The organism is Bradyrhizobium sp. ORS 285, assembly GCF_900176205.1.
GTDB lineage: Bacteria > Pseudomonadota > Alphaproteobacteria > Rhizobiales > Xanthobacteraceae > Bradyrhizobium.
Genome location: NZ_LT859959.1, coordinates 3,702,588 through 3,728,798, shown reverse-complemented (window position 1 = coordinate 3,728,798; position 26,211 = coordinate 3,702,588). Strand labels below are relative to the sequence as shown.

26 protein-coding genes are annotated in these 26,211 nt (G+C 65.7%); 17 read left to right on the top strand and 9 right to left on the bottom strand.

Features of this window, described 5'->3' with window-relative positions:
- Positions 1 to 40 precede the first annotated feature (40 nt).
- From BRAD285_RS16760 to BRAD285_RS16735, 6 genes are read left to right on the top strand one after another with little or no spacing between them, the layout of a single operon-like run.
- A complete protein-coding gene (locus BRAD285_RS16760; protein ID WP_006614799.1) occupies positions 41 to 1,300 on the top strand; it encodes an extracellular solute-binding protein in 1,260 nt (419 codons plus the stop codon).
- Between the two features lies 1 nt (position 1,301).
- Positions 1,302 to 2,243, top strand: coding sequence for a carbohydrate ABC transporter permease (locus tag BRAD285_RS16755; protein ID WP_006614798.1), 942 nt, complete (start codon positions 1,302 to 1,304; stop codon positions 2,241 to 2,243).
- Positions 2,236 to 3,084, top strand: coding sequence for a carbohydrate ABC transporter permease (locus BRAD285_RS16750; protein ID WP_006614797.1), 849 nt, complete (start codon positions 2,236 to 2,238; stop codon positions 3,082 to 3,084). The genes BRAD285_RS16755 and BRAD285_RS16750 overlap by 8 nt, the downstream gene beginning before the upstream one ends.
- A 22-nt stretch (positions 3,085 to 3,106) precedes the next feature.
- A complete protein-coding gene (locus BRAD285_RS16745; protein ID WP_006614796.1) occupies positions 3,107 to 4,204 on the top strand; it encodes a Gfo/Idh/MocA family protein in 1,098 nt (365 codons plus the stop codon).
- 10 nt (positions 4,205 to 4,214) lie between these two features.
- Positions 4,215 to 4,859, top strand: coding sequence for a ThuA domain-containing protein (locus BRAD285_RS16740; protein WP_006614795.1), 645 nt, complete (start codon positions 4,215 to 4,217; stop codon positions 4,857 to 4,859).
- On the top strand, positions 4,856 to 5,905 hold the full coding sequence (locus BRAD285_RS16735) for a LacI family DNA-binding transcriptional regulator (RefSeq protein ID WP_006614794.1): 1,050 nt from the start codon (positions 4,856 to 4,858) through the stop codon (positions 5,903 to 5,905). The genes BRAD285_RS16740 and BRAD285_RS16735 overlap by 4 nt, the downstream gene beginning before the upstream one ends.
- A 7-nt stretch (positions 5,906 to 5,912) precedes the next feature.
- Here the strand turns inward: BRAD285_RS16735 and BRAD285_RS16730 are convergent, their stop codons facing one another.
- Together BRAD285_RS16730 and BRAD285_RS16725 are read right to left on the bottom strand one after the other, a co-directional pair.
- Positions 5,913 to 6,311 (bottom strand): MAPEG family protein, encoded by a 399-nt coding sequence (locus BRAD285_RS16730; RefSeq protein WP_006614793.1) that lies wholly within the window; start codon positions 6,309 to 6,311, stop codon positions 5,913 to 5,915.
- A gap of 72 nt (positions 6,312 to 6,383) precedes the next feature.
- The gene (locus tag BRAD285_RS16725) at positions 6,384 to 8,192 is read right to left on the bottom strand and encodes an alpha/beta hydrolase (RefSeq protein WP_006614792.1); all 1,809 of its coding nucleotides are present in this window, start codon (positions 8,190 to 8,192) and stop codon (positions 6,384 to 6,386) included.
- 274 nt (positions 8,193 to 8,466) lie between these two features.
- On the opposite strand from BRAD285_RS16725, the gene BRAD285_RS16720 reads away from it, so the two are divergent.
- The 5 genes from BRAD285_RS16720 (at position 8,467) to BRAD285_RS16700 (ending at position 13,461) form a co-directional block, all read left to right on the top strand.
- On the top strand, positions 8,467 to 8,736 hold the full coding sequence (locus tag BRAD285_RS16720; RefSeq protein ID WP_035648452.1) for a hypothetical protein: 270 nt from the start codon (positions 8,467 to 8,469) through the stop codon (positions 8,734 to 8,736).
- A 210-nt stretch (positions 8,737 to 8,946) separates the two neighbouring features.
- Entirely contained in the window at positions 8,947 to 10,167 is a 1,221-nt protein-coding gene (locus BRAD285_RS16715) for an LL-diaminopimelate aminotransferase (RefSeq protein WP_006614790.1), read from the top strand.
- 36 nt (positions 10,168 to 10,203) lie between these two features.
- The gene (locus tag BRAD285_RS16710; RefSeq protein WP_006614789.1) at positions 10,204 to 11,520 is read left to right on the top strand and encodes a homoserine dehydrogenase; all 1,317 of its coding nucleotides are present in this window, start codon (positions 10,204 to 10,206) and stop codon (positions 11,518 to 11,520) included.
- A gap of 204 nt (positions 11,521 to 11,724) precedes the next feature.
- The gene (gene glpX, locus BRAD285_RS16705) at positions 11,725 to 12,726 is read left to right on the top strand and encodes a class II fructose-bisphosphatase (RefSeq protein ID WP_006614788.1); all 1,002 of its coding nucleotides are present in this window, start codon (positions 11,725 to 11,727) and stop codon (positions 12,724 to 12,726) included.
- Between the two features lie 15 nt (positions 12,727 to 12,741).
- Positions 12,742 to 13,461 (top strand): haloacid dehalogenase type II, encoded by a 720-nt coding sequence (locus BRAD285_RS16700; protein WP_006614787.1) that lies wholly within the window; start codon positions 12,742 to 12,744, stop codon positions 13,459 to 13,461.
- Between the two features lie 10 nt (positions 13,462 to 13,471).
- Here the strand turns inward: BRAD285_RS16700 and BRAD285_RS16695 are convergent, their stop codons facing one another.
- Complete coding sequence (locus tag BRAD285_RS16695) at positions 13,472 to 14,557, bottom strand: methyl-accepting chemotaxis protein (protein WP_006614786.1); 1,086 nt, start codon at positions 14,555 to 14,557, stop codon at positions 13,472 to 13,474.
- Between the two features lie 308 nt (positions 14,558 to 14,865).
- Here BRAD285_RS16695 and recJ point away from each other — a divergent pair, with 308 nt between their 5' ends.
- The 3 genes from recJ to BRAD285_RS16675 all read left to right on the top strand — a co-directional run bounded on the left by recJ (position 14,866) and on the right by BRAD285_RS16675 (position 19,078).
- Positions 14,866 to 16,707: a single-stranded-DNA-specific exonuclease RecJ gene (gene recJ / locus BRAD285_RS16690; RefSeq protein WP_006614785.1), complete on the top strand. Its 1,842-nt coding sequence runs from the start codon at positions 14,866 to 14,868 to the stop codon at positions 16,705 to 16,707.
- 822 nt (positions 16,708 to 17,529) lie between these two features.
- Entirely contained in the window at positions 17,530 to 18,537 is a 1,008-nt protein-coding gene (locus BRAD285_RS16680; protein WP_006614784.1) for a serine hydrolase, read from the top strand.
- 10 nt (positions 18,538 to 18,547) lie between these two features.
- The gene (locus BRAD285_RS16675) at positions 18,548 to 19,078 is read left to right on the top strand and encodes a 2'-5' RNA ligase family protein (protein ID WP_006614783.1); all 531 of its coding nucleotides are present in this window, start codon (positions 18,548 to 18,550) and stop codon (positions 19,076 to 19,078) included.
- 41 nt (positions 19,079 to 19,119) lie between these two features.
- On the opposite strand, the gene BRAD285_RS16670 is transcribed toward BRAD285_RS16675, so the two are convergent.
- Positions 19,120 to 19,518 carry a hypothetical protein gene (locus BRAD285_RS16670; protein WP_006614782.1) on the bottom strand — a complete coding sequence of 133 codons (399 nt, stop codon included), beginning with the start codon at positions 19,516 to 19,518 and terminating at the stop codon, positions 19,120 to 19,122.
- A gap of 249 nt (positions 19,519 to 19,767) precedes the next feature.
- Between BRAD285_RS16670 and BRAD285_RS16665 the strand changes: the two genes are divergently transcribed.
- The gene (locus BRAD285_RS16665; RefSeq protein WP_006614781.1) at positions 19,768 to 20,553 is read left to right on the top strand and encodes an NYN domain-containing protein; all 786 of its coding nucleotides are present in this window, start codon (positions 19,768 to 19,770) and stop codon (positions 20,551 to 20,553) included.
- Positions 20,554 to 20,720: 167 nt separating this feature from the next.
- Here the strand turns inward: BRAD285_RS16665 and BRAD285_RS16660 are convergent, their stop codons facing one another.
- Both BRAD285_RS16660 and BRAD285_RS16655 read right to left on the bottom strand, forming a co-directional pair.
- Positions 20,721 to 21,941: a lytic murein transglycosylase gene (locus BRAD285_RS16660; RefSeq protein WP_006614780.1), complete on the bottom strand. Its 1,221-nt coding sequence runs from the start codon at positions 21,939 to 21,941 to the stop codon at positions 20,721 to 20,723.
- Between the two features lie 42 nt (positions 21,942 to 21,983).
- Positions 21,984 to 22,511 (bottom strand): MarR family winged helix-turn-helix transcriptional regulator, encoded by a 528-nt coding sequence (locus BRAD285_RS16655; RefSeq protein ID WP_006614779.1) that lies wholly within the window; start codon positions 22,509 to 22,511, stop codon positions 21,984 to 21,986.
- A gap of 53 nt (positions 22,512 to 22,564) precedes the next feature.
- On the opposite strand from BRAD285_RS16655, the gene BRAD285_RS16650 reads away from it, so the two are divergent.
- Positions 22,565 to 23,035, top strand: coding sequence for a carboxymuconolactone decarboxylase family protein (locus BRAD285_RS16650; protein ID WP_006614778.1), 471 nt, complete (start codon positions 22,565 to 22,567; stop codon positions 23,033 to 23,035).
- Positions 23,036 to 23,092: 57 nt separating this feature from the next.
- On the top strand, positions 23,093 to 23,275 hold the full coding sequence (locus tag BRAD285_RS16645; RefSeq protein ID WP_006614777.1) for a hypothetical protein: 183 nt from the start codon (positions 23,093 to 23,095) through the stop codon (positions 23,273 to 23,275).
- A gap of 300 nt (positions 23,276 to 23,575) precedes the next feature.
- Here the strand turns inward: BRAD285_RS16645 and BRAD285_RS16640 are convergent, their stop codons facing one another.
- From BRAD285_RS16640 to efp, 3 genes are all read right to left on the bottom strand, one after another.
- Positions 23,576 to 23,839, bottom strand: coding sequence for a hypothetical protein (locus BRAD285_RS16640; RefSeq protein ID WP_035648448.1), 264 nt, complete (start codon positions 23,837 to 23,839; stop codon positions 23,576 to 23,578).
- A gap of 69 nt (positions 23,840 to 23,908) precedes the next feature.
- Complete coding sequence (locus tag BRAD285_RS16635; protein ID WP_006614775.1) at positions 23,909 to 25,561, bottom strand: M23 family metallopeptidase; 1,653 nt, start codon at positions 25,559 to 25,561, stop codon at positions 23,909 to 23,911.
- A gap of 51 nt (positions 25,562 to 25,612) precedes the next feature.
- Positions 25,613 to 26,179: an elongation factor P gene (gene efp, locus BRAD285_RS16630; RefSeq protein WP_006614774.1), complete on the bottom strand. Its 567-nt coding sequence runs from the start codon at positions 26,177 to 26,179 to the stop codon at positions 25,613 to 25,615.
- Positions 26,180 to 26,211 lie beyond the last annotated feature (32 nt).

Genomic DNA, 26,211 nt, shown 5'->3' with positions numbered 1-26,211 from the left:
CAGGATTACCTCAACAAAGAAAACGGTTGGGAGGATTCTGATGAGACTGCTCGCGAAGCTGGCACTCACGGCTGTCGCATGTCTGGTTGCAGGCACTGCCGCTGTCGCCGAGACCACCGTCAAATGGCTGCACATCGAGGTCAATCCGGCTCAGGTGAAGATATGGGAGGAGGTGGCGCGCGCCTACGAGGCGTCGCATCCGGGCACCAAGATCGAGATGCAGTTCCTCGAGAACGAGGCCTACAAGGCGAAGCTGCCGACGATCCTGCAATCGAAAGATCGGCCGAACATCATCTATAGCTGGGCCGGCGGCGTGCTGAAGGCGCAGATCGAGGCCGGCGTGCTGGAGGACATCAGCGATCAGGTGAAGGGCTATAGCGACAGCATCACCCCGGCCGCGCTCGCCGCCTTCACCGACAATGGCCACGTGTACGGGCTGCCGATCTCGCTCTCGCAGGTCGGCTTCGTCTGTAACAGGGAGCTGATGGCCAAGGCCAAGGTCGATCCCGCCGCGATCAAAACTTGGGACGATCTGCTGGGAGCCGTGAAGAACCTGAAGGCTGCGGGCGTGACCCCGATCGTGGTTGGCGGTGCCGACAAATGGCCGCTGCACTTCTACTGGACGCATCTCGCGGTCCGCCTCGGCGGTAAGACAGCGTTCGAGGCGGCACTGCGCGGCGAGAATGGCGGCTTTGCCGCCGACACCTTTGTGAAGTCCGGAGAGCTGTTCAAGCAACTGGTCGATCTCCAGCCGTTCCAGAACGGCTTCCTCGGCTTCAAGAACCCGCAGGCAGTTGGCTATTTCGGCGACGGCAAGGCCGCGATGACGCTGGCGATCAGCTCGGTCTACAATCTTCAGCGCGCGCTCGCGGCCGATAAGGTGGGCTTGAGCGAGGACAAGATCTGCTGGTTCGATTTCCCGACGGTTGCCGGCGGCAAGGGTGCACCGACCGATACGCTCGGCGGCATCACCGGCTGGCTCGTCACCAAAGGCTCGCCGAAGGAAGCGACGGACTTCCTGAAATACTTCATCTCCAAGGACGTGCAGACACGGCTTGCGGCCGGCAACTTCATCATTCCGGTGGTGCAGGGCGCCGATTCCGGCCTCACCAACGCCTTCATGAAGCAGATCGCGGCCAATCTGGCGAAGTCGAACTATCACCAGAACTTCTACGATCAGAGTCTCGGACCGTCGGTCGGCCGCGTCGTCAATGACGTCAGCTCGGAGATCGCCGGCGGCAGCATGAGCCCGCAGGACGCGGCGAAGGCGATCGAAGCGGCGCGCAAGCAGGGCAACTGACGTGGCGCGTCCGATCGCGAGTACGTCGTCGCTGCAGGTCGCGCGGCCGCCGGTGGCCGCGCACGCCAGCCGCGGCCCCAGCTGGGATGGCCGTTTCACGGTCATCATCCTGTTCCTGCCGCCGGCGCTGCTGCTGTTCACGCTGTTCGTGGTGCTGCCGATCGGCGAGGCCGCCTGGTATTCCGGCTTCAACTGGAACGGGTTCGGCAGGCCGACCAACTGGATCGGCTTCGACAACTACCGCTTCGTGCTGGAGACGCGCGCGTTCTGGCTCGCGCTGCGCAACAACGGCCTGATCATCGCGGTCTCGCTGTGCGTGCAGCTCCCGCTGGCGCTGACGCTGGCCCTGATGCTCGCGGAGCGGTTCCGCGGCGCGGTGGCGCTGCGCATGCTGTTCTTCATGCCCTACATTCTCGCGGAGATCGCGACCGGGCTGATCTTCAGCTTCGTCTATGACGGCGACTACGGCCTCGTCGCCTCGATCTGGCGCAGCTTCGGCGCCGAGCCGCCGCATCTCCTTGCCTCGACCGACACGGCGATGCTGGCCGTTCTGATCGTGATCGTCTGGAAGTATTTCGGCTTCCACATGATGCTGTTCATCGCAGCCCTTCAGAGCATCGACAAGAGCCTGATCGAGGCCGCCCGGATCGACGGCGCAACGCGGACGCAGAGCCTGCGCCATGTCGTCATCCCGTTGCTCTACCCGACCATTCGGCTCTCCGTCTTCTTCGCCATCATCGGCTCGCTGCAACTGTTCGACCTGGTGATGCCGCTGACGCGCGGCGGGCCAGCGGACTCCTCGAACACGATGGTGAGCTTCCTCTACAACAACGGCATCTCGCGCATGCGCGTCGGTTACGGCAGCGCCATCGGCGTCATCCTGTTCGTGATCTGCGTGACCTTTGCCTTCACCTACAAGCGATGGTTCATGCGCGATGAATAGGGCAGAGACCACCCGAGAGCCGTTCGATCCGGCCGTGCTGTTCAAGGCGGCGTTCCTGACACTCGTCGCCATCTTCGTGCTGGTGCCGCTGCTCGCGACGTTCTTCGGCGGCTTCAAATCTCTAGGCGAATTGCGCGTCAATCCGTTCGGCCTGCCGCAACACTGGGAGTGGCAGAACTATGCCGACATCCTGTTCTCCGGCCGCTATTGGCAGCTGCTGCGCAACTCGCTGATCATCTCCACGCTCACGGTGATCCTGACCCTGATCGTCGCGTCGATGGCGGCGTTCACCTTCGCTCACGTCCGGTTCTTCGGCAGCTCGATGCTGCTGAGCTATCTGACGCTCGGCCTGCTGTTCCCGGCAGCGACTGCCGTGCTGCCGCTGTTCATCAAGGTGCGTGATCTCGGTCTGCTGGATACCTATTTCGGCGTGGCGCTGCCGCAGGTCGCCTTCAGTCTGGCGATGAGCGTGCTGCTGCTGCGCCGGTTCTTCAAGGACATCCCCTACGAGCTGCTCGAAGCCGCGCTGGTCGATGGCTGCAGCTATGTCAAATTCTTCCGCTACGTGACCTTGCCGCTGTCGCGGCCGATCCTGGCGACGGTCGGCACCATCACTTTTGTCAACAGCTGGAACGCCTATCTGCTGCCGCTGGTGATGCTCAACACCGATGCGCTGTATCCCTGGCCGCTCGGCATCATGGTCTATCAGGGCGAATACTCGTCCGAGTGGCACCTGATCCTCGCCTTCATCACCCTGACCATTCTGCCCACCATCATCCTGTTCCTCCTGGCGCAGAAGCACATCGTGGCCGGCCTGACATCGGGCGCGGTCAAGGGATGAAACAGACCTCACGGAGAATGCAATGAGACGCGTCGGCATCGGCATCATCGGATGCGGCAACATCAGTACCGCTTATCTGAAGGCGGCGCAGCGGTTCCCGGTCCTCGACATCAAGGCGCTCGCGGACATGCGCAGCGAGGCGGCCGAGCGCCAGGGCGCCGCCTTCGGCCTGCCGGGCATGCGGGTCGACCAACTGCTCAAGCGCGACGACATCGAAATCGTCATCAATCTCACCGTGCCGCTGGCGCATACCGACGTGAGTCTCGCGGTGCTGAATGCGGGCAAGCACGTTCATTCGGAGAAGCCGCTTGGCATCGATGTCGCCGAAGCGCGCAAGGTGATGGAGCTGGCCGCGCAGAAGAATTTGCGCGTCGGCTGCGCGCCGGACACGTTTCTCGGCGGCGGGCACCAGACGGCGCGCAAGCTGATCGACGACGGCGCAATCGGCACGCCGGTCGCCGGCAGCGTCTTCTTCGGCTGTCCGGGACATGAGCGCTGGCATCCGGCGCCGGGCTTCTACTACCTACGCGGCGGCGGCCCGATGCTCGACATGGGGCCGTACTACATCACCGATCTCGTGCAGCTGCTCGGTCCCGTCGCGAGTGTGATGGGGTCGACCGCGCGTCCGCGGGCGGAGCGTCTCGTCACCAGCCAGCCGATGAACGGCACGCTGATCCCGGTGGAGGTCGCGACGCATGTCTCCGGCACGCTCGAGTTCGAGAGCGGGGCGGTGGTATCGGTGACGATGAGCTTCGATGTCCCGAAGCATCGGCATGCGCCGATCGAGATCTATGGCGACCAGGGCAGCATGCTGGTGCCGGACCCCAACCGGTTCGGCGGCGAGGTGCAGGTCGCCAAGACCGGCGGCGACTGGGAGACGATGCAGCTGACGCACGGGCATGTCGATGGCGAATTCCGCTCGATCGGCGTCGCCGATATGGCCACCGCGATCCTGAACGACCGGCCGCATCGCGCCAGCGGCGCGCTGGCCTTTCACGTGCTGGAGGTGATGGAGGCATTCCAGACCTCCGCCAACGAAGGCCGCCGCGTCAAAATTGAAAGCCGCGTCGAGCGGCCGGCGATGCTGCCGGCGGGACGCGACACCGGACAGATCGACTGAGGACAGAGACATGCGCAAGGCAATGATTGTATGGGGCGGCTGGCCGGGACACGATCCCGATCTCTGTGCCTCGATGATCCGGGGCTGGCTCAAGGCCGAAGGCTTCGACGTCCGAATCGAGACCACGACGGCCGCGTTTGCGGATCCCGCGATCCACGATCTCTCGCTGATCATCCCGATCTATACGATGTCGAAGATCGAGAAAGCTGAGGCGCTCAACCTTTGCGTGGCGGTGCGCAGCGGCGTCGGTCTCGCCGGCCATCACGGCGGCATGGGCGATGCCTTCCGCGATTCGGTGGACTACCAGTTCATGTGCGGCGGGCAATGGGTCGCGCATCCCGGCAATATCATTGACTACCGGGTCGACTTGACCAGGCCGGACGATCCCATCATGAAGGGACTGAAGAGTTTCGAGCATCGGTCCGAGCAGTATTACATGCATGTCGACCCGGCCAACGAGGTGTTGGCGACCACGACGTTCAGCGGCGAGCACGCTCCCTGGATCGAGGGTGTCGTGATGCCCGTGGTCTGGAAGAAGCGGTACGGCGAGGGCAGGGTATTCTATTCTTCGCTGGGTCACCGCGCCTATGAACTCGACGTGCCGGAAATCCGCACGCTCATGACGCGTGGCATGCTATGGGCGGCCCGCGAGTGACTCCTGACGCAACGCCAATGCCAGTCCGCGCCACGCTCGAAGACGTCGCGCGGACGGCCGGCGTTTCGCTCGCAACTGTCGACCGCGTCATCAATCGGCGCGAGGGTGTGCGGGCGAAGACGGTGGCGCGCGTCGAGGCCGCGGTGGCGAAGCTCGGCTACCGCGCCGATATCGCCGCCGCGCGGCTCGCGCGCGGCCAGAGCTTCCGCTTCGCCTTCGTGCTGCCGACCGGCGGCAACAGTTTCATGACCCATCTGTCCGAGCAGGTCCGACAGACTGCCGACTGGCTGGCCGGCCAGCGCGGCTTCATCGACATTCTCCATGTCGACGTGTTCGATCCCGACGTGCTGGCGAGTGCGCTGGAGACGCTGTCGCCGGCCTATCACGGCGTCGCAGTGATTGCGCTTGACCATCCGCGAGTCCGTGCCGCCATTGACGAGCTCACCGCGCGTGGCGTTGCTGTCGTGACGCTGGTGTCGGACGCGCCGAGCTCGCGCCGCCTGCACTACGTCGGCATCGACAATCCCGCGGCGGGACGAACCGCGGCCACCCTGATGGGGCGCTATCTCGGCGGCCAGGAGGGGACCGTCGCGGTCATCGCCGGCTCACTGTCGCTGCGCGATCATGCCGAGCGGCAGTTCGGCTTCAACCAGATCCTGTCGAGCGAGTATCCGAACCTGCGGGCGCTACCGGTGCTCGAGGGCCGCGACGACAGCGAGCGCACGCGGGAGCTGACGGCGGAGCTGCTCGCCCGCCACGCCGACCTCCGCGGCATCTATTGCTGCGGCGCCGGCAACCGTGGCATTGCCGATGCGCTGGAGGCGTCGGGGCGGGCGCGCGAGGTGGTGTGGATCACGCATGAGCTGACCCAGCACACCCGGCGCTTCCTGGTCCGCGGCACGCTGGACGCCATCATCAACCAGGATCCGGGCCACGAGGCGCGCTCGGCAGCGCGCGTCTTGCTTGCGCATTGCTCGGGCGAGCCGATCAGCCCCGATCAGGAGCGCATCCGCATCGACATCTTCCTGCGGGACAATCTGCCTTAAAGCCGGCTTACAGCCAGCCGAAGATCGCCAGTGCCAGCACCGCCTGCGCGACGAAGCCGACGACGAAGGCGAGCGTCCGGAACACGGGCAGGCCGATCGCATAGACGATGACGTGGGCGACGCGCGACCAGAAATAGACGGCGCAGGCCAGCACGGTCCATTTGGTCGAGTAGTCGATCGAATTGAGGATCAGCACCAGCGGCGCGAAAATGACGAGGTTCTCGACGGCGTTGTCGTGGGCGAACATCAGCCGGTTCGCCCAGGCCGAGTGGGGCTTGTCGTTGCGGGAGGGGTTGGCCATGGCGCCGGTGAGGCCGCGGACCTGGCAGCGGTTCAGGATGTAGGGAACCCACAGCAGGCCGGTCAGAATGACCGTCAGCGTCAGCCAGAACAGTTCGCGCGTCATCGAGATCCCCTCAACTGATTCCGTCCCGTCCCGGCGGGACGGAGCGGTTATAGTCAATCGCGGTTGATCACGCTATGCGCGGACGCGGACATAGGAGCCCGGCGCATCCTCGAGCGGTGGATAGGCCTCGCTGCCGATGCTGCGCGCGGGAACTTGCTCCGGATCGAGCTCGCTCAACCAGGCGCGCCAGTCCGGCCACCACGAGCCTTTGTGCTCCTCGGCGCCCTTCATCCAGTCCTTCAGCGAGATGTCGCGGATCTGGTCGTTGGTCCAGTACTGGTACTTGCCGGACGAGGGCGGATTGACGACGCCGGCGATGTGGCCGGAGCCCGACAGCACATACTTCACGGGGCCGCCGAAGAACTGCGAGCCGTACAGCACGGAGTCGGCCGGCGCGATATGGTCCTCGCGGGTGGCGAGGTTGTAGACCGGCACTTTCACCTTGGAGAGATCGAGCAGGGCGTTGTCGAGCACCATCGTGCCCGAGGTCAGCCGGTTCTCGAGATAGCAGTTGCGCAAGTAATAGGAATGGTTCGCGGCCGACATCCGCGTCGCGTCCGAGTTCCAGTGCAGCAGGTCGAACGCCTGCGGCGGCTGGCCCTTGAGGTAGTTGTTCACGACATAGGACCAGATCAGGTCGTTCGACCTGAGCATGTTGAAGGCCATCGCCATCTTGCTGCCTTCGAGCACGCCCGAGGCCTGCATGTCGCGCTCGAGCGCCGAGATCTGGGTCTCGTCGACGAACACCAGGAGATCGCCCGCATGGGTGAAGTCGACTTGGGCTGCCAGGAACGTCGCCGAGGTCACGCGCTGGCGACGCTTGTCCGCGAGCCAAGCCAAGGTCGTCGCCAGCATGGTGCCGCCGACGCAATAGCCCATCGTATGCACCTTCATCTCGCCCGTCACCTTCTCGATGACGTCCATCGCGGTGAGCGGGCCTTCCTTCATGTAGTCTTCCCAGGTCTTGGTCCCCAACGATTTGTCGGGATTGACCCAGGAGATCACGAACACGGTGAGGCCCTGATCGACGCACCATTTGATGAAGGATTTTTCCGGCCTGAGATCGAGGATGTAGAACTTGTTGATCCAGGGCGGCACGATCAGGAGCGGCGTACGCAGCACGTTCTCCGTCGTCGGCGCGTACTGGATCAGCTGCATCATCTCGTTCTGGAAGATCACCTTGCCTGGCGTCGTTGCCATGTTGACGCCGACCTCGAGATTGGCCGGATCGGACTGGCGGATCTTCAGCGTGCCCTTGCCGGCCTCGATGTCCTCGGCGAGCATCTGCATGCCGCGCACGAGATTGTCGCCGCTCGACGCCACCGTCTGCCGCAGCACTTCCGGATTGGTCAGCACGAAGTTCGACGGCGCAAGCGCATTGGTGATCTGGTTGACGTAAAACTCGGCCTTCTTGCGCGTATGCGGATCGAGGCCCTCGGCATTGTGCACGAGGTCCTGCGCCCACTGCGTCGTCAGCAGATAGGCCTGCATGACGAAGTCGTAGAACTGGTTCGATTTCCATTCCGGATCGGCAAAACGCTTGTCGCGCGGCGACGGCGAAATCGTCGGTGGCGCCTGCTCTCCGGCCAGCCGCCGTGAGGCCGAGCCCCAAAGGTCGAGATAGCCCTTGGCGATCTTGGTCTGGATGTCGCTGGCGCGATCCTTGTCGGACAGCCAGTAGTCGGCCACGGCGGTGAACGACTTGACGACCTCGGCGAGCTCGGTCGGCGGCCGGTCCTGAACCTCGCCGGTTTCGCGCGGCTTCAGATACGCCGCGAGCGCCTTGCCGCTGGTCTCCATTGCTCTCGCGATGTTCGTCGCGAAGGCTTCGGCGTCGAATGTTTTTGTTGATTGGGTGGTGTTGTTCGAAACGTCGGTCATGGCCTGATCACACTATCGCTTCGGAAGCCGCTCGTCACCGCGCGAGATCAACAATCCGCGAGTTTGCAGTTAATTCGATTTCTGCGTGTTGCATTGCGAAAAAGACGCTCGCTTCAGACACAATGCGCTCGCATACGGGACGAAATTCCTGTTCAACCGTGTAACGTTTCGGGTGACAATTGGTTGTGCTGCGGCAAAATGTGCCGCACTGCGATTTGGGGTTGGTTGGGTCGGTGGGGACTTTGGTGTGAGGACGGCGGGGCAAGGCGAGAGGATGTGGGCGCGTGCCGCGGTAGCGGCCGTCGTGCTGTGCAGCAGCCTGGCGCTGGCCGGCTGCTCCAGCTCGATCGTCGACATGCCGTCCCTCGACGCCGACGCCGCCGCGCACCCGAAGGAGCCCGCCGGCTATCTCCCCGTGAACGACGTCCCGCGCGATCGCGGAACGCCGACGATCTCGCCGGAAGAGCGCGCCAGGATCGAAAAGGAGCTTACGGCCGCGCGCGACCGCCAAGCCTCGGCTGCGTCCGGCACCAGGGACCGGTAAGCGCTTCAGCCCGATCCCCCTGACGTAATTGTCTGGCGCGGCGCGGCGTCCATGATAAAACACCGGAATCAACCGCACCCTTGCGTGTCGCCGCCAGCCAGGCCGTATGGCCGTGCTAAGCTTATGTTCTAGCACGGGTTTCAGGGCTGCGGCGTCGCAGCGCCAGCCGAGCTGGCGAATCCGCCCCCGGTTGCCGGAGCCGAGAGACCCATGGAAGATTTCTATCGCATCCGCCGTCTGCCGCCTTACGTGTTCGAGCAGGTCAACCGGGCCAAGGCGGCCGCGCGGAACGCCGGGGCCGATATCATCGACCTCGGCATGGGCAATCCGGACCTGCCGGCGCCGGCGCATGTGCTGGAGAAGCTCAAAGAGACCTTGGGCAAGCCGCGCACCGACCGCTACTCGGCGTCCCGCGGCATCGTTGGCCTCCGCCGCGCGCAGGCGGCCTATTACGACCGCCGCTTCGGCGTGAAGCTCAATCCCGACACCCAGATCGTGGCGACGCTCGGCTCCAAGGAAGGCTTTGCCAACGTCGCGCAGGCGATCACCGCGCCGGGCGACGTGATCCTGTGCCCGAACCCGAGCTATCCGATCCACGCCTTCGGCTTCCTGATGGCGGGCGGCGTCATCCGCTCGGTGCCGGCCGAGCCGACGCCGCAGTTCTTCGAGGCGGCCGAGCGGGCCATCATTCACTCGATCCCGAAGCCGCTGGCGCTGATCGTCTGCTATCCGAGCAACCCGACCGCCTATGTCGCGAGCCTCGATTTCTATCGCGACCTCGTCGCATTCGCGAAAAAGCACGAGATCCTGATCCTGTCGGACCTCGCTTATGCCGAGGTCTATTTCGACGACAACAACCCGCCCCCGTCGGTGCTGCAGGTGCCGGGCGCGATGGATGTCGCGGTCGAGTTTACCTCGATGTCGAAGACCTACTCGATGGCCGGCTGGCGCATGGGCTTTGCGGTCGGCAATGAGCGCATCATCGCGGCGCTGGCGCGGGTGAAGTCGTATCTCGACTACGGGGCGTTCACGCCGGTGCAAGTCGCGGCCACCGCAGCGCTCAACGGTCCCGACGACTGCATTCGCGAAATGCGCGACGTCTACCGCAAGCGTCGGGATACGCTGGTCGAATCGTTCGGCCGGGCCGGCTGGGAGATCCCGTCGCCGGAGGCTTCGATGTTCGCCTGGACGCCGCTCCCGGAGAAGTTCAAGAGCCTCGGCAGCATGCAGTTCGCCACCCTCATGGTGGAGAAGTGCGGCGTCGCGGTCTCGCCCGGTGTCGGCTTCGGCGAGCACGGCGAAGGCTATGTCCGCATCGCCATGGTCGAGAACGAGCAGCGTATCCGGCAGGCCGCCCGCGGCGTCCGCCGCTTCCTTGAAAGCGGCATCGAAACGTTGCACAACGTGGTGCCTCTCGCCAACCGGCGCTGAGTCTTCCCGTTTCCTTGCTGCAGGTTCGTTGATTCCATGGTCGCACCCCTGAGAGTGGGCATCGCGGGCCTCGGCACCGTGGGTGCCGAGGTCGTTCGTCTGATCGAGCAGCAGGGGCGCGTGCTCACCGAACGGACGGGACGTCCTGTGAAGGTGGTTGCCGTGACGGCGCGCTCGAAGAAGAAGCGCGCCGTCGACCTCACGGGCATCAAATGGGCTAGGGATCCGCTGGCGCTGGCCAGCGATCCAGAGGTCGACTGCTTCGTTGAGCTGATGGGCGGATCCGGCGATCCGGCACTGTCGGCGATCGACACCGCTCTGAAGGCCGGCAAGTCGGTGGTCACGGCCAACAAGGCGCTGATCGCCAAGCACGGCCTGAAGCTCGCCAAGGCTGCCGAGAAGTCCGGCGGTGCGCTGAACTTCGAGGCCGCCGTCGGCGCTGCGATTCCGGTCATCAAGACCTTGCGCGAAGGCCTCGCGGGGACCGGCGTCAGTCGCGTCTATGGCATCCTCAACGGCACCTGCAACTACATCCTGACCCGCATGGAGCAGGAGGGTCTGTCGTTCGACGAGTGCCTGAAGGACGCGCAGCGGCTCGGCTATGCCGAAGCCGATCCGTCGTTCGACATCCATGGCCATGATACCGCGCAGAAGCTCGCGATCCTGGCGAGCCTCGCCTTCGGCACCCAGGTGGCCGAGAAATCCATCTATGTGGAAGGCATCTCCTCGATCGCGCCTGAGGATCTCAAGGCCGCCGATGAGCTCGGCTACCGCGTCAAGCTGCTCGGGGTCGCGATGCGCACCGCCAAGGGCATCGAGCAGCGGGTGCATCCGACCATGGTGCCGAAATCCTCGTCGATCGCCCAGGTGATGGGCGTGACCAATGCGGTCACGATCGACGGCGAGGGCATTCCGCCGATCACCCTGGTCGGGCCGGGAGCAGGGGGCGCGGCCACCGCGTCCGCCGTCGTGGCCGATATCGCCGACGTCGCGCGCGGCATCCGCTCGGCGCCATTCGGGCGTCCGGTCGAGAAGCTGCAGGCGACCGAGAAGGCGCCGATGGAGCGGCACGAGGGCGGCTACTACATCCGCTTGATGGCGCGCGATCATGCCGGCACCGCGGCGACGATCGCGACCCGGCTGGCCGAGCAGAAGATCTCGATCGAGTCGATCGTGCAGCGTCATCCCCCTGGCAGCGAGCCGCTGAAGGCGGGCGCCAAGGGCGGTCCCGTGCCGGTGATCCTGATCACCTACGCGACGCATGAGGACGCTGTGCACAAGGCGCTCCAGGCCGTGCAGCGCGACAAGGTCATCAGCGGCAAGCCGCAGGTGATCCGGATCGAGAAGAATTAACCTGGGATGCCCAGGGAACCGGTTGTCCCTGCTTAAACAAACGCGTGGCGTTTGGGTTAGGTTCATGCTCAAACCGGTGGAATCGCGCGGTGAGGAGCGGCCATCCGGGCCATTCCGCTGCACCGTGAGCCGCCCCCGATGGCGGCCTCCGGCTGGTAGAATTTGATGGCGCTGAGCCGCCTTGACGTCTTGAGGAGTTGACCGATGTCGACGCAGATTTCCGTCCCGCAACAGCTGTTGCTCGAGCGCATCCTGACCCTGGAGCTGGTGCGCGTGACCGAGCGCGCGGCGGTGTCGGCGGCAAGGCTGCGGGGCCACGGCCAGGAGAAGCCGGCCGACCAGGCGGCGGTCGACGCCATGCGCCGCGAGCTCAACAAGCTGCCGATCGAAGGCACCGTGGTGATCGGCGAGGGCGAGCGCGACGAGGCCCCGATGCTCTACATCGGCGAGAAGGTCGGCCTCAACGCCGGCCCGAAGGTCGATATCGCGGTCGACCCTCTCGAGGGCACCACCCTCTGCGCCAAGAACATGCCCGGCGCGATCGCGACCATGGCGATGGCCGATGGCGGCACCTTGCTGCATGCGCCCGACGTCTACATGCAGAAGATCGCGGTCGGTCCGGGTTACGCCAAGGGCGTCGTCGACATCGATGCCAGCCCGGCCGACAACGTCCGTCGTCTCGCCAAGGCCAAGGGCGTCGAGCCCGGCGCGATCACCGTGCTGGTGCTCGACCGTCCGCGCCATGCCGACATCATCCAGGGCGTGCGCTCGACCGGCGCCGCGGTCCGCCTGATCACCGATGGCGACGTTGCCGGCGTCATTCACACCGCGACGCCTGAGGACACCGGCGTCGACATGTATATGGGCACCGGTGGCGCGCCGGAAGGCGTGCTGGCGGCGGTGGCGCTGCGCTGCATCGGCGGTCAGATGCAGTGCCGCCTGATCCTCGACACCGACGAGAAGCGGGAGCGGGCGGCCAAGATGGGCGTCAACGATCCCAAGATGATCTATGGCATCGAGGACATGGCGCGCGGCGACTGCCTGTTCGCGGCGACTGGCGTGACCACCGGCTCGCTGCTCTCCGGCGTCAAGTTCCGCAAGGACGGCGTGATCGAGACTGAGACCGTCGTGATGCGCTCCGTCACCGGCACCGTCCGCTACATCCGCGCCGAGCACCGGCAGCTCGAGAAGTTTCACCTCGACTGACGGCGGAGCGCCGCGATGTCCGATCTCTCGATGGTCAAGGCGCTGGTCTTCGACGTGTTCGGCACCGTCGTCGACTGGCGCACCAGCCTGATCAACGACTTCACCGCTTGGTCCAAGACGCGCGGCATCCAGGGCGACTGGACCGCGCTGGTCGACAGCTGGCGCGGGCTCTATGTCGGCTCGATGGACGAGGTCCGCAGGCATCCGGAGCGCGGCTACGTCATTCTCGACGTGCTGCACCGGCGGTCGCTGGAGACGCTCGTCGCCAAGCTCGGCATCGTCGGCCTGACCGAAGCCGATCTCGATCATCTCACCCGCGGCTGGCACCGGCTGCATCCGTGGGCCGACAGTGTTGCCGGGCTGACCCGGCTGAAGTCCAAATACATCATCGCGCCGCTCTCCAACGGCAATGTCGCGCTGCTCACCAACATGGCGAAGTTCGCAGGGCTTCCCTGGGACCTCGTTCTCTCCGCCGAGCTGTTCGAGCACTACAAGCCCGACCCCGAGACCTATCTCGGCGCCGCGCGTCTCCTATGTCTTTCGCCCGGCGAGGTCATGATGGTCGCCGCGCACAACAATGATCTCGAGGCGGCTCAACGCTACGGTCTGAAGACCGCCTTTGTTGCCCGGCCCACCGAATACGGCCCGCTGCAGAACCGCGACTTCGAAGCCACCGGGGCCTGGGACATCGTGGCCGCCGACTTCAACGGCATCGCCGACCGGCTCGGCTGCTGACCCTCCGCTCTCACGCGCCCGACACGATCACGCCGTACCAGCCGAGGCCCTTGTAGGTCTCGTAGCCGGGCGTGGCATGGAAGGCGACCATGCGTCCGGATGCGTCCTGATAGAAACCGCTGCGCTTGCCGTCGAGCTTCAGCGACACGCGCTCGCTGAGAATGCCTTGTCCGTCCGAGGAGGCGATCACGCGGTGGCTGGAATCCACCAGCAGCGCGCGAGCCTTGTCGCTCTCGCTGACGCGGACCCCTTGCACGATCGCGCGCGCCTGGGCCTCCCAATCGAAATGGATCGCGAGCACGCCGAGCGGCTTGCCATGGGCGTTGCCGTTCTCGCGTACCGAGGCGCAATAGGTCGCGACCTGGGCGTTGCCGAGCAGCGGCTGGCACTCGACGTCGCCGGCGACGTAGTCGTCCCCCGAGCGCAGGCCGCGCGCCTCGCGAAACCACTTCGTATCGGCGACGCTCTGGCCCACCACGTTGAAGCGGTCCGCGCGGCCGTTCGCGATCACCTTGCCCGAGGGATCGCACAGCCAGAGATCGAGATAGACCGTGTAGGCCGAGAGGATCACCGCGAGCCGTTCGGAGACATGGGCGACGCGGGCGGCGTCCGGTGTGGCGGCGCAATCGACGACAGCGGAGTCGGTCGCCCACCAGCGCACGTCGCAAGTCCGCTCATAGAGATTGCGGTCGATCAGCTCGATCGCGTTGAGCGCGAGATCGACCATGCGCTCGCCGCGGGCCCGCTCGGTCATGCGCTCGATCGAGCTTTTGAGATTGCCGGTGCGGGTGGTGAGCTGGCCTTCGAGCTCGCGCGCGATGGTCTCGACCTGCTGGCCGACCGCGCGCACCTCCTGCGCGACGACTGCGAAGCCCGCGCCCTGCGCGCCCACCCGGGAGCTTTCGATCAGCGCGTTCAGGGCCAGCATCTTCATCTGATTGGTGATCTGCTGGATCGACTTGGTCTTCTCGCAGGCGATCTGATTGACCTCGCCGGTGAGCCGCGCGATCAGCGCGGAGACGTCGGTCTCGTCCTGGGGAGCCGTGGGAGACGGCGCAATCGAGGGGGAGGTCTTCAGCTCAGGCGCTGCCAACATTGAACAACTCCATTTCATCGCTGTCTCGGCCGATGCGGAGACTGCGAGCAATTCAGTCGGTATAATTTGATTGAAATGTCACGGAGTTCGCCTAACGCGCGTTTAATGCACGATCCTGAACACAGCTGTAATTTTAGGCAAGTCGCACTATATGTCATCAAACACCCCCTCTGAGGCCCTGATTTCCGCGATGATGCAGTGCGATTCCAGTGGGTTCCTGCGACGGAGCCTGCCGCGACCGCCGACTTGCTGTAGATTCGGCGCCGTCGTTTTCGAATCGCCATGCCGCATGCGAGGCCCATAGCCTGATGGCACCGTCTGCCCTTGCCTTGCCCTTGAGCGCCCCGCCGGCGTTCCTCGGCGTGCGGCTGTCGCTGACCAACAAGCTGTGGCGCGACCGGCTGGACACGCGCGGCGCGGCGCGGGCGCTGGCGATCGTGCAGCGCTATCAGTTGCCGGAAATGCTGGCGCGGGTGCTCGCCGGGCGTGACGTCGCCCTCGATGCAGTCAACGACTTCCTCGACCCCACCATCCGCAAGCTGATGCCGGACCCGTTCACGGTGACGCAGATGGAGGTGGCGGCGCAGCGTATCGCGGATGCCGCCGTGAAAGGTGAGAAGGTCGCGATTTTCGGCGACTACGACGTCGACGGCGCGACGTCGGCGGCGCTGCTCGCCTGGCACCTGCGGCATTGCGGGCTCGACCCGCTGATCCACATTCCCGACCGCATCTTCGAGGGCTATGGGCCGAACGTCGAAGCGATCCGCGGGCTTGCCGACAAAGGCGCAACCTTGCTGGTGACGGTCGACTGCGGCACCACCAGCCTGGAGCCGCTGGCGGAGGCGCGGCGGCTCGGCATGGCCGTGGTGGTGATCGACCACCATCAATGCGGCGAGGAGCTGCCGGAGGTCGAGGCGCTGGTGAACCCGAACCGGCCCGACGATCTCTCCGGCCTCGGCCATCTCGCCGCGGTCGGGCTGACGCTGGTGACGCTGGTGGCCGTCAACAGGGAGCTGCGGGGCCGCGGCTTCTGGAGCAGCACGCGGCCCGAGCCCGATCTGCTCGGCATGCTGCACCACGTCGCGCTCGGCACCGTCGCTGACGTGGCGCCGCTGGTCGGGCTCAACCGCGCCTTCGTCGCCAAGGGCCTGATCGCGATGCGCCGACGCGATCATGTCGGCCATACCGCGCTGATGGATGTCGCCCGGCTCAACGGTCCGCCGGAGGCGTGGCATCTCGGCTTCATGCTGGGGCCGCGCATCAATGCCGGCGGCCGTATCGGTCGCGCCGATCTCGGCGTGCGGCTGCTGCTGGAGACGGACGTGTCGGAGGCGGCGCGGATCGCGGCCGAGCTCGATCGGCTCAACACCGAGCGCCGCGTCATCGAGCAGCATGCGGAGGCGCAGGCCGAGGCCGAGGCGTTGGCGTCGCTTGGGCTGGAGGACAAGGGTGCGGTCATCGTGACCGCGTCCGAGGGCTGGCATCCCGGCGTGGTCGGGTTGGTGGCGTCGCGGCTGAAGGAAAAGTTTGCGCGGCCTGCGTTTGCGATCGCGCTGGAGCCGGGCGGCATCGGCACCGGCTCGGGCCGCTCGATTCCGGGCGTCGATCTCGGCCGTGCCGTGCGCCATGCGGTGGAGCAGGGCATCCTGATGAAGGGCGGCGGGCATGCGATGGCCGCCGGCGTCACCCTGCGCAAGGAGCGGCTGGCGGAGTTTCGCGCCTATCTGGAAAACGCGCTCGCCGCCGATGTCGCCGAGGCGCGGCACGTCAACGAGATCCTGATCGACGGCGCGATCAGCGCGCGCGCAGCGACGCCGGAGCTGGTCAATACGCTCAATCGCGCCGGGCCCTTCGGCAGCGGCAATCCGGAGCCGATCGTGGCGCTCCCGTCGCATCAGCTCGTCTATGCCGACGAGGTCGGGCAGGCGCATCTCAAGCTGCGCTTCAAGTCCGGCGACGGCGCCACCGTGAACGCCATCGCGTTCCGCTCGGTCGGCCAGAAGCTCGGCAACGCGCTCGTCCAGCATCGCGGCCAGGTCCTCCATGTCGCGGGCACGCTGACCGTCGACCGCTACCAGGGCGTCGAGCGCGTGCAACTGCGCGTGCTGGACGTCGCCGTGCCGGATCACGGTCCGGCGATGATCAGGTAGCGGCAACATCAACGGTGTCTTCCCGGCCTCCGAGCCGGGACCCATACGCCGCAGCGGATGTTGTGAGAGCGAGATGCCCATTGCCCTCCTGCTTCACAGTTCTCCCTGTGGGTATGAGTCCCGGCTCGGAGACCGGGACGACGGCGGAGGATGATGCGCCCATCGTGCTTCCCATCAATGCGCGCGACGTTGCATCCCGCCGCGCCATCGCGCCCGAGTGATTGCCTGATCAAGACCCTCATCGATGAAAGAGGGCGCAGGGAATGCCGGGTGAAGGCCTCACCCATGGCCCGCCTGCAAACAAAAAGCAGGCGGCAGTCACCACAGGCAAAGCCGTTTCAACCGGCATTCCCTGCGCGATGGGTTTAACGCTTATACGCGATCTCCCCGGTGTCCGGCTTGATAGCCACCGTCGCCTTCGGGCTCATCATCACCCGAAAGCTTGGCGCCAGCTTCGGGGCGCCAGGACCACGCGATTTCGCGTCCGCCAATTGCCGTTCGTCCGCGCACATCGAGTACGCTGCGACACATCAGCGGCCACCGCATCCCATCCTCCACGTTCGTGACGATCGCGAAGCGTCCCTCTCATGAGGACAGGACGCGCATATTGTTTCCGATTTTCGGAAGAAAAGCAAGCGAAATCTTTTGTGCGCTCCCGGCGGTTTTCGTCATCCGATTGACATCGCAGGAACGCATGACGCTCGGCGCGCGGCCTCAGCGAGGGGCCGTCGACGCGACGTGGGCGCCGGGAAGCGCCATGTTCGACCGTGCGGTCCTCCGCTAGGGTCGCGCCGAATCGGCCAACTGGAATGAGGGTCTTCGATGCTGCGTCTATATGCCGTGCTCATGGGTCTGCTGCTGTCTCCATCGTGGTCCCATGCCGAACCGGGAGCGCACTGGCAGGCGGCCAACCCCGCCGACAAGCCTTGGATCGCGGCGATTGCACGGGACGTCCAGCAGTTCGCCGACGAGCAGAAGCCGACATCGATCATGGTGGTGAGAGACGACGAGATCATTGCCTCGTCGGGCGACATCGCCGCCAAGGTGAATATCCGGTCCGAGCGCAAGAGCCTGATCAGCGCGCTGTACGGCATGGCCGTGGAGGAGGGCCGGATCAATCTCGACAGCACTCTTGCCGAACGTGCGATCGACGATCGGCCCGACGCCTTGTCGCCAACCGAGAAGACCGCGACGGTTCGCCAATTGTTGATGGCGCGGTCGGGCATCTATCATCTCGCGGCCTACGAGACGCCGCAGATGAAAGAGCTCCGGCCGGCACGCGGAAGCCATCCGCCCGGCAGCTTCTGGTACTACAACAATTGGGATTTCAACGCGCTCGGCACGATCTATCGGCAGTCGGTCGGCAACGTGTTCAAGAATTTCGAGACGCAGATCGCGCGGCCGCTGGGTATGGAGGATTACTCGGCGAAGGATGGTCATGACCAGAAGGAGGACTCGTCCTCTCATCCGGCCTATGTGTTTCACATGAGCGCCCGCGACCTCGCGCGTTTCGGCGTGCTGTATCTCAACGGCGGACGTTGGAACGGGACTCAGATCGTCCCGGCGCAGTGGGTGACGGAATCGACCACGCGCCTGTCGGACACCGAGCAGCCGGAACGCGGCTATGGCTATCTCTGGTGGACGTATACAAAGGCAAATGGAGGTCTGAACGCGTTCTTCGCCAATGGCTATGGCGGCCAGTTGGTGGTCGTCGTTCCATCGAAGCGTCTGGTGCTCGTCGAGCTGGTGGATCTCGATGTCAACCCGCACGGTGTCAGGACCCAGCGCGTTCTCGATCTCGTGAGCAGGATCAGCGCCTCGGTGCCGTGAGGAGCATGCGATGGCAATCGCGCTCAATCTGAGATCCGATCACGTCTCGGCGGATGAGATCGAGCATCTGTGGGATCAGGTCGCAGCGTTCGAGGACGTGCCATCCATGCGCGATCTCGGATATCGACCGCATTTCACCCTTGCGATCTACGACACTCCGGAGATCGACGCAGCGGCCGCGTGGCAGGCCATGCGGGACGTGGTAGAAGGTGGTCGAGCGTTGAAGATCGAGTTCCGCCGCCTTGCGTGGTTTGCGCATCCACGCTTCGTCCTCTGGGCAGAGCCTGAACCCGACGAGACATTGTCGCGCTGGCACGCTGCCATCGCGGCAGCCATCGACCCGGCTCATTGCCGAGAGCACTATCGACCTGGTGCCTGGAGTCCTCACTGCACGCTGGGCACGCGGATCTCGGATGCACGCCGAGCCGACGCGATGGCGTTTGCACGCGCGTTCGACCAGTCTTTCTCTGTCGTATTCGACGTTGCCGATTGCGTCACATTTCCGCCTGTGCAGATCGTGGCGGAGCAAGGGCTTGCTTGAGTGCGGCCCGCGCGGGCACCAGGCGAACGTCGAGAAGGGCCTCAGCGCCAGAACGGCTTCGGCAAATGCTCGGGATTGAATTTTGGCGCCGGGCGGGGAGCCGGCGGAGGCGCGTTGTCGGGAGAGGAGTACAGCAGGAACGCTTCGAACGGGATGTCCGGCGCTTCGGCGGCCCGGCCGGAGCAGGTGACGGGAATCGTGCGGCAGCAGCCTTCCAGGCACAGCGTCAGCTCGTCGGGACCGAACAGCGAAGGCTGTCCCGGGGCGTGCCGTTTGGTCCTGATGATGGCCGTGAACCGATCGCCCTGAGCCTCGTAGCTGCCGCTATAGGTCAGCACGCCGTCGCCGCCGCAGACCTGGCCCGCGATCAGTTGCACGATGCCGGTCCCCTGGCCCTTCGGGGTCTTGAACCAGGCGGAGTAGGTACCTTCTCTCATCATGGGCGAGCACCCGGTCGATCGATCGCGCCATCGTTGTGCATCGCAAATTAAAGGAAGGTGAAAGCGGCCGCGCCAAACCCGTGGGAACCCGGGATTTATTCGTACACAAATGGTGAGCGGGCGGCCGCGCTCAGCCGGTGGCGCCCCGAATCCTGCCAATTCACGGCTCTTGCTGTGATGTTTGTCGGACTGCATCCTTCACTGCAGGGTATAAGGGAACCAGACCGAAGTCAGTTCGAAGGATATTCAATGCCATCCGAAGCCCGCTCGCCGCGACTTGCCGTTCTCATCGACGCCGACAATGCCTCGGCCAAGATCGTCGACGGGCTGTTCGAGGAGATCGCCAAGATCGGCGAGGCCAGCGTGCGCCGGATCTATGGTGACTTCTCCAGTCCGCGCTCCAGGCCGTGGGCGGATACGCTGGCGCGCTACGCCATCGTGCCGCAGCAGCAGTTCGCCTACACCAGCGGCAAGAACGCCTCCGACATCACGCTGGTGATCGACGCGATGGACCTGCTGCACAGCGGCCGCTTCGACGGCTTCTGCCTGGTGTCGTCCGACAGCGACTTCACCCGGCTCGCCGCGCGCATCCGCGAGCAGGGCATCGACGTGTTCGGCTTCGGTGAGCAGAAGACGCCCGAGAGTTTTCGGCAGGCCTGCCGCCGGTTCATCTACACCGAGAATTTGCGCGGCGGCGCTTCGAGCAGCAAGGATGCCGCGCCGGCCGCGAGGTCGTTGATGCCGATCCGCGCCGCGACCGAGATCATCGAAAAGGTGATCGGCCAGATCGAGAGCGAAGACGGCTGGGTGGAGCTCGGCGTGGTCGGTACCCAGCTCACCAACCTGGTCTCCGATTTCGATCCGCGCACCTATGGCTGCCGCAAGCTCAGCGATCTCGTCCGCAAGAGCGGAGCCTTCGAGATCGGCGAGCAGGCGAAGGGCGGCTCGATGCGCATCCGCGTCAAGACGGCGGAGGGTTCTCAGCCGAAGCCGAAGGCGCCGAGGGGACACCGCGATGCCGCGGCGAAGGCCTGATTGAGCAGGGCGTATCAGTAGGGTGGGCAAAGCGGCCGCCGAAGGTGGCAGCGTGCCCACCGTCGGGCGGCGTGCTCAGCGGTGAGATGGTGGGCACGGCGCCATGGCGATCTCGAACGACGAGACAGTACGGCAGCGCCTTTACCCACCCTACGAATCTCGAACTATCAACCACCCTGCCGCAGCTTCGCCAGCACCTTCAGCCCGCCATAGCCATCGGCAGGTGTGATGCCGGCCTTCGCCTGGAAATCGCGGATCGCCTTCATCGTGTCGTTGCCGACGCGGCCGTCGGTGCCGCCGGTGTCGAAGCCGGCCGCGGTCAGGCGCTTCTGCATCTCCTGGACTTCGGCGAGCGTGAGCGCGCGCTCGGAGCCAGGGAAGGGCTGTAGGAACGGCGGGGCGCCCAGGATGCGGTCGCCGAGATGGCAGATCGCGAGCGCGTAGCTCATCGCCGGATTGTATGACTTCACCGAATAGAAGTTCGGACCCAGCAGGAAGGCGGGACCGCCTTCCACAGGGATCCAGAGCTGCGCTGACGCGTTCGGCTGCGGGAAGGGCTCGCCGTCGGCGCGGGTGACGCCGGCGGCCTGCCAGGCTGCGTAGGTCTTGCTGCCGCCGATATTGCCGGGCGCGCGGACCTCCCAGCCCCAATGTTCGCCGCGATGATATTTGCCGCGGTTGACGAGATAGCGCGCGGTCGAGCCGAGCGCGTCGTCGGGCCGGCCGAACGGGTTGATCTTGCCGTCGCCGTCATAGTCGAACCCGACATTGAGCCACACCTCGGGCATCCATTGGGTGTGGCCCATCGCGCCGGCCCAGGAGCCGCGCATCTCCTCCGGCGTACTCCAGCCGCGGTCGACGATTTTCAGCGCGTTGGTGAGCTCGGTCTCCCAATAGGCCTTGCGGCGCGGCTCGTTCCAGGCGAGCGCGGCGAGCGCGGGAAACACCGGGCGCATGTGGTTCTGCTGCACCAGCGGATCGCCGTAGGCCGACTCGACGCCCCACAGCGCCAGCAAGGTGCCGCGCTCGACGCCGAAATCCTTTTCGATGCGCCCAAACAGTGCCTCGTTCTTCTGGAGCGCGATCTTGCCGTTGATGACGCGCCAGTCGGAGACGCGGCGGTTGATGTACTGCCAGAGCTGCTCCTTGAACTCCGGCTGGTTGCGCATCTCCTTGAACACGGACATGTCGGGCTCGAGCCTGGACATGACGCGTATCCAGGTCGCCTGCGAGATGCCCTTGGCCAGCGCCCGGGTGCGGAATCCGTCGCGCCAGGTGTCGAACTCGGCCGGCGCGGCCGCGGCGGGCAGCGCGGGGATGAGCAGCGCGGCGGCGCCGAGGCCGGAGCGGAGCAGGGTGCGGCGGGTCGGGGAATCGGGCTGGGTCATGGCCGCCAGTGTAGCCGCTGGTGCGGGCCGGCGGCAGGGGGCTCAATCCGGATGGAACTCGGTCGCGATCCGCGCCAGCCACCGGCGGATGGTCGCGAGCTCGCGCCGGCTGACACCGCGCGCGAGCCGGCGTTCCAGCGCCGACGCGTGGCGTCGCGCCTTGGCGAGCAAGGCGAGGCCGCGGCGGGTGAGCGTCCATTGCAGCACGCGGCCATGCACTGGATGCGGCGAGCGCGCGATGGCGCCGTCACGTTCCAGATTGCCGATGATGACGTTGACGGTCTGCGGCGTCAGCAGCGCGACGCGGGCGCAGTCGGCGCCGGACAGGCCGGGATAGGCCTTCAGCATCGTCAGCACCACGAATTGCGGATGTGTGAGGCCGGTCGAGACGAGTGCGCGCTCGAGCGATAGCCGCGCCGCGGCCTGCGCCTGGCGCAAGAGATAAGCGAGATGGCCGTCCTCGCCGCGCTTGCCCTCGCCGGGGGCGGGCGGGCGCGCGGGCTGACCGGTGCGCGCCGCCCGCGTTTGCCGCTGCGCGCGCGAAGGTGAAGATGTCCGTGTCTTGCGCATATTATCAGAGCTCTGATAAGTTATCAGAGAACAGATAACATGAGAGATGAACCATGTCACATGCGCGCAGCGAGTATGCGGATTTCAGGCGGCAGGCGCCGGGGCTGTATGACGCCATCCTTGCGGTCAGCCAGCAGGCGGCCAAGGCCGGCCTCGACAAGCAGCTGCTCGAGCTGGTCAAGATCCGCGCGTCGCAGATCAACGGCTGTGCGTTCTGCGTGCAGCATCATGTGCTGCTGGCGGAGAAGCTCGGCGTGTCCGCCGACAAGCTCAACCTCGTCGTGGTCTGGCGCGAGGCGCCGCAATTCTCCGCGCGCGAGCGTGCGGCGCTGGCGTTCACCGAGGCGCTGACGAAGCTGGATGGTGGCGTCGGCGACGAGGTCTATGCGCTGGCGCGCGCGGAATTCTCCGAGACGGAGCTGGTGTTCCTGACATCGGCGATCGGCGTCATCAATCTCTGGAACCGCTACGGCGTCGCCTTCCGCTGGACACCGGCGGAGCGGCCGGCGCGCGCTGCCAGCTGACGTCGGTGGAACCGCGGCGAAGTCGCACGAGTTGTGCCTACAAACGAGGAGGCGCAGATGACCGAGCCCGACGAGCCGCTGAAGCCGGACGATTTCCCTCTCGAAGCCGATGAGGATCGCGTGCGGCGCAAGGACGGCAAGCCGATCGCCAGGACCAAGGACGAGGCGATGGCGCATGAGATCGCCGAGCGTCTCAATGCCGAGGAGCACCGGCGCGAGGAGGACAAGTGGTCGGCGTGAGCGCGGAGTCGTGAGTCCTGTTAGCGTAGCCCGGCTCTTGTCCGCGGTGGCTCGAAGAGTGAAGGTGGATGCTCGGCTCGACGAGCTTCGCTCGTGGAGACAGGTCGATGGGCATTGATAGGTAAGCCTGATACAGTCTCAACGGCCACTCCTACCCGTGTAGCTGCCCCTCACCCCGACCCTCTCCCCGTAAGAACGGGGAGAGGGAGGACAGCGGCGATGGTGCGAGAGTTGTATCGATGGCTCGCATTGAAGCAGGCACCGCCTGCCATCAGCTCGCACTCATCAGCTCGCGCTTGTTCAAAACGGATTTGCCGGCTGCGCGCGCTTGGGGCCTTCGGGCTTCGGCTCCACGGCGAGACTGGGATCCGTCGGCATCACGTGGGCGCCGGCGGCGCGGGCGACCTGGCCGGTCATCGAGTGACGGGCCGCGTCGGCGGATTTGATCTCCGGCGGATGCCAGCGATCGCGCACGAGCATGATGAGCGCGCCGACGCAGACGAGCGCGATCGCTGCCGACACCAGCGCAGGTCCCATTCTGTGATGCGATGTGACTGCCGTCATCCGACATCCTCCTTCGCCCATCAACCCGCAGCCGGGGAGGTCGGTTCCGGCGCGGGCGCCGCGGCGCGATCAGTTCCGGTCACGCCCCACGGCGGCGTCGGCGGAGGGGCCGAGCGGCGAGACGGCTTGCGCCGGCGCTTTGATCGTTCCGGTGGTGACGGGAGATGGCGAGGCGGCCATCTCCGGGTCTGCGCCGATCTCGCGACCGCGGCCGCCGATCAGGCGCTCATATGCGGCGATCAGCGTCATGTAGGGATTGACCCAGATCCAGCCGTCGCGGGTGAACAACTGAATGTCGAAATGCACATGCCGCGTGGTGCCGTTGGGATGGTCGAGATAGTTCGATACCACGCCGATCGGCTCGCCTGCGCGAAGGCTGCGGCCGTTGAGCAGGCCGTCATTGTCCATCGCGGTCGGGTTCATGTGCATATAGCGGAAGCGGATGTGCTCGGTGCCGCTGTTGACCTGAATGGTGACGGCCTGCTGCCTGGTCGAGCGGATGACGACGCCGTCGCGCACCGCCAGCACGCGTTGCCGCCACGGATCGCAGCCATCGGGTCCCTCGCGACGCACCGGGCAGATGCCCGGCCGGATGTCCTGGCCCTGATGACCGAAGCCGCTGGCGCATTGCCCGACATTGAAATCGCGCGCCTCGCAGAAGCTGTCGCGCCAGGGATACTGGCTCCAGGGCTGTTGGCTTCGAGGCTGGTCGAGCTTGTCGCTGGCGCGGCGGCGGCCGAACGACTGCGAATGGACATAGGCCGGCGCGTCGACGGGAAAGCGGATCTGCGAGTAGACGATGCGATCAGCACGCCCGCTCTGGCCGCGCGCGCCTGAATTGGCGACGATATCGCCCGGCGGACGGTAGCTGAAATCGGCGTCGAGCGTCGATGGCTGCTCGGCGGCAAGCTGGGCGATCTCCGGTGCGCTGCGTGCCGGCTGGCCGCCGGCGACGCGCAACGCCCTGAGGAAGCGCTCGGCGATCGGGTAAGCCTCACGGCAGGCGAGGCGCTTCGGCCGCGGCGCGCTGTCGAGGCATTGGATCGACACCACATAGGGCACGCCGAAGCGGGTGAAGGCGTAGCGGACATAGCCCTCGCGGATGAAGCGGCGGAGATCGGGATATTGTGCTGACAGCGCCTTGACCGGATCGCCCTTGCCGCCGGCGGGATCGGCGATGTCGTAGGTGATGCTCGATCCCGTGATCTGGACCTCGACCGGCTTGGCGAAGATGCGCGAGGGCAGGCCGGAGGTCACCTCGGGGGCGAGCGAGAACACCGCGTCGTAGCCGGAGGGACCGGCATCGAACAGGTCGGTCTGGAAGTCGGCCTGGTAGCGCGGCAGGGTCTGCGGGTCGACCGCGCCGCGGCGGCGTGCCCCGAGATAGGCAGCCGTGTCGAACGGCAGCAAGACGGGGACCGGACTGCGTCCGATCCCCGTGAAGATGGTCGAGGTCACGCCGTTGAGCTGCAGCAGCGCGGGCCGCCGGCGCGGGTCATTGCCGGCGACGCTTCGCCGCCGCGCTGACAGTGCGAAATCGGCGGCGACGTCGGGGGCCGCATTGAGCTCGGACCGAAGCTGGTCCAGCGCAGCACGCCAGTCGGCGCGCTGAAGGGAGATGGCGGGCGTCGCGAGGGAGTCTGCCGCGCGCGCCCAGGAGGTCGCCGCCAGCGCGATCACCGCCGCCAGGGCCGCGGTGATAAAGGTGATCCTTGCCCCCAATCCCCTGCGCCCCCCGGCGTCAGATCATGCCATCGTCGCCAGCATCATGCGTCAGTCCTTGGCGCGCTCGCAATAGGAGCCGTCCTCGGTCATGACCACAATCCGGGTGCCCACGGTGATGTGCGCCGGCACGCCGGTGCGCACGCCGTTGGAGAGCACGGCCGGCTTGTAGGACGACGACGCGGTCTGGCCCTTGGTGACCGGCTCGGTCTCGACGACCTCGAGCGTGACGCGCTGCGGCAGGGTGATCGCCACCGGCACCACGTCGTGCATCGACAGCTTGACGGTCATGTTCTCCTGCAGATAGGCGGCCTGATTGCCGACCACGTCCTTCGGCACCTGGACCTGGTCATAGGTCTCCGGGTTCATGAAGTGGAAGCCGTCAGCATCCTCGTACAGGAAGGTGAAGTTGCGCTCCTCGATCGTCGCCTTCTCGACCTGGTCGGTGGTCTTGAAGCGCTCGGAGATCTTCACGCCGTCGCTGATTCGGCGCATTTCGATCTGGCTGACCGGGGTGCCCTTGCCGGGATGGATGTTCTCGGCGGTCACGACGACATAGAGCTTTCCATCTTGCTCAATGACGTTACCCTTGCGAATAGAGCTGGCGATGACTTTCAAAGCTGTTTTCCTGACACTGAGGGGAGGGCGCC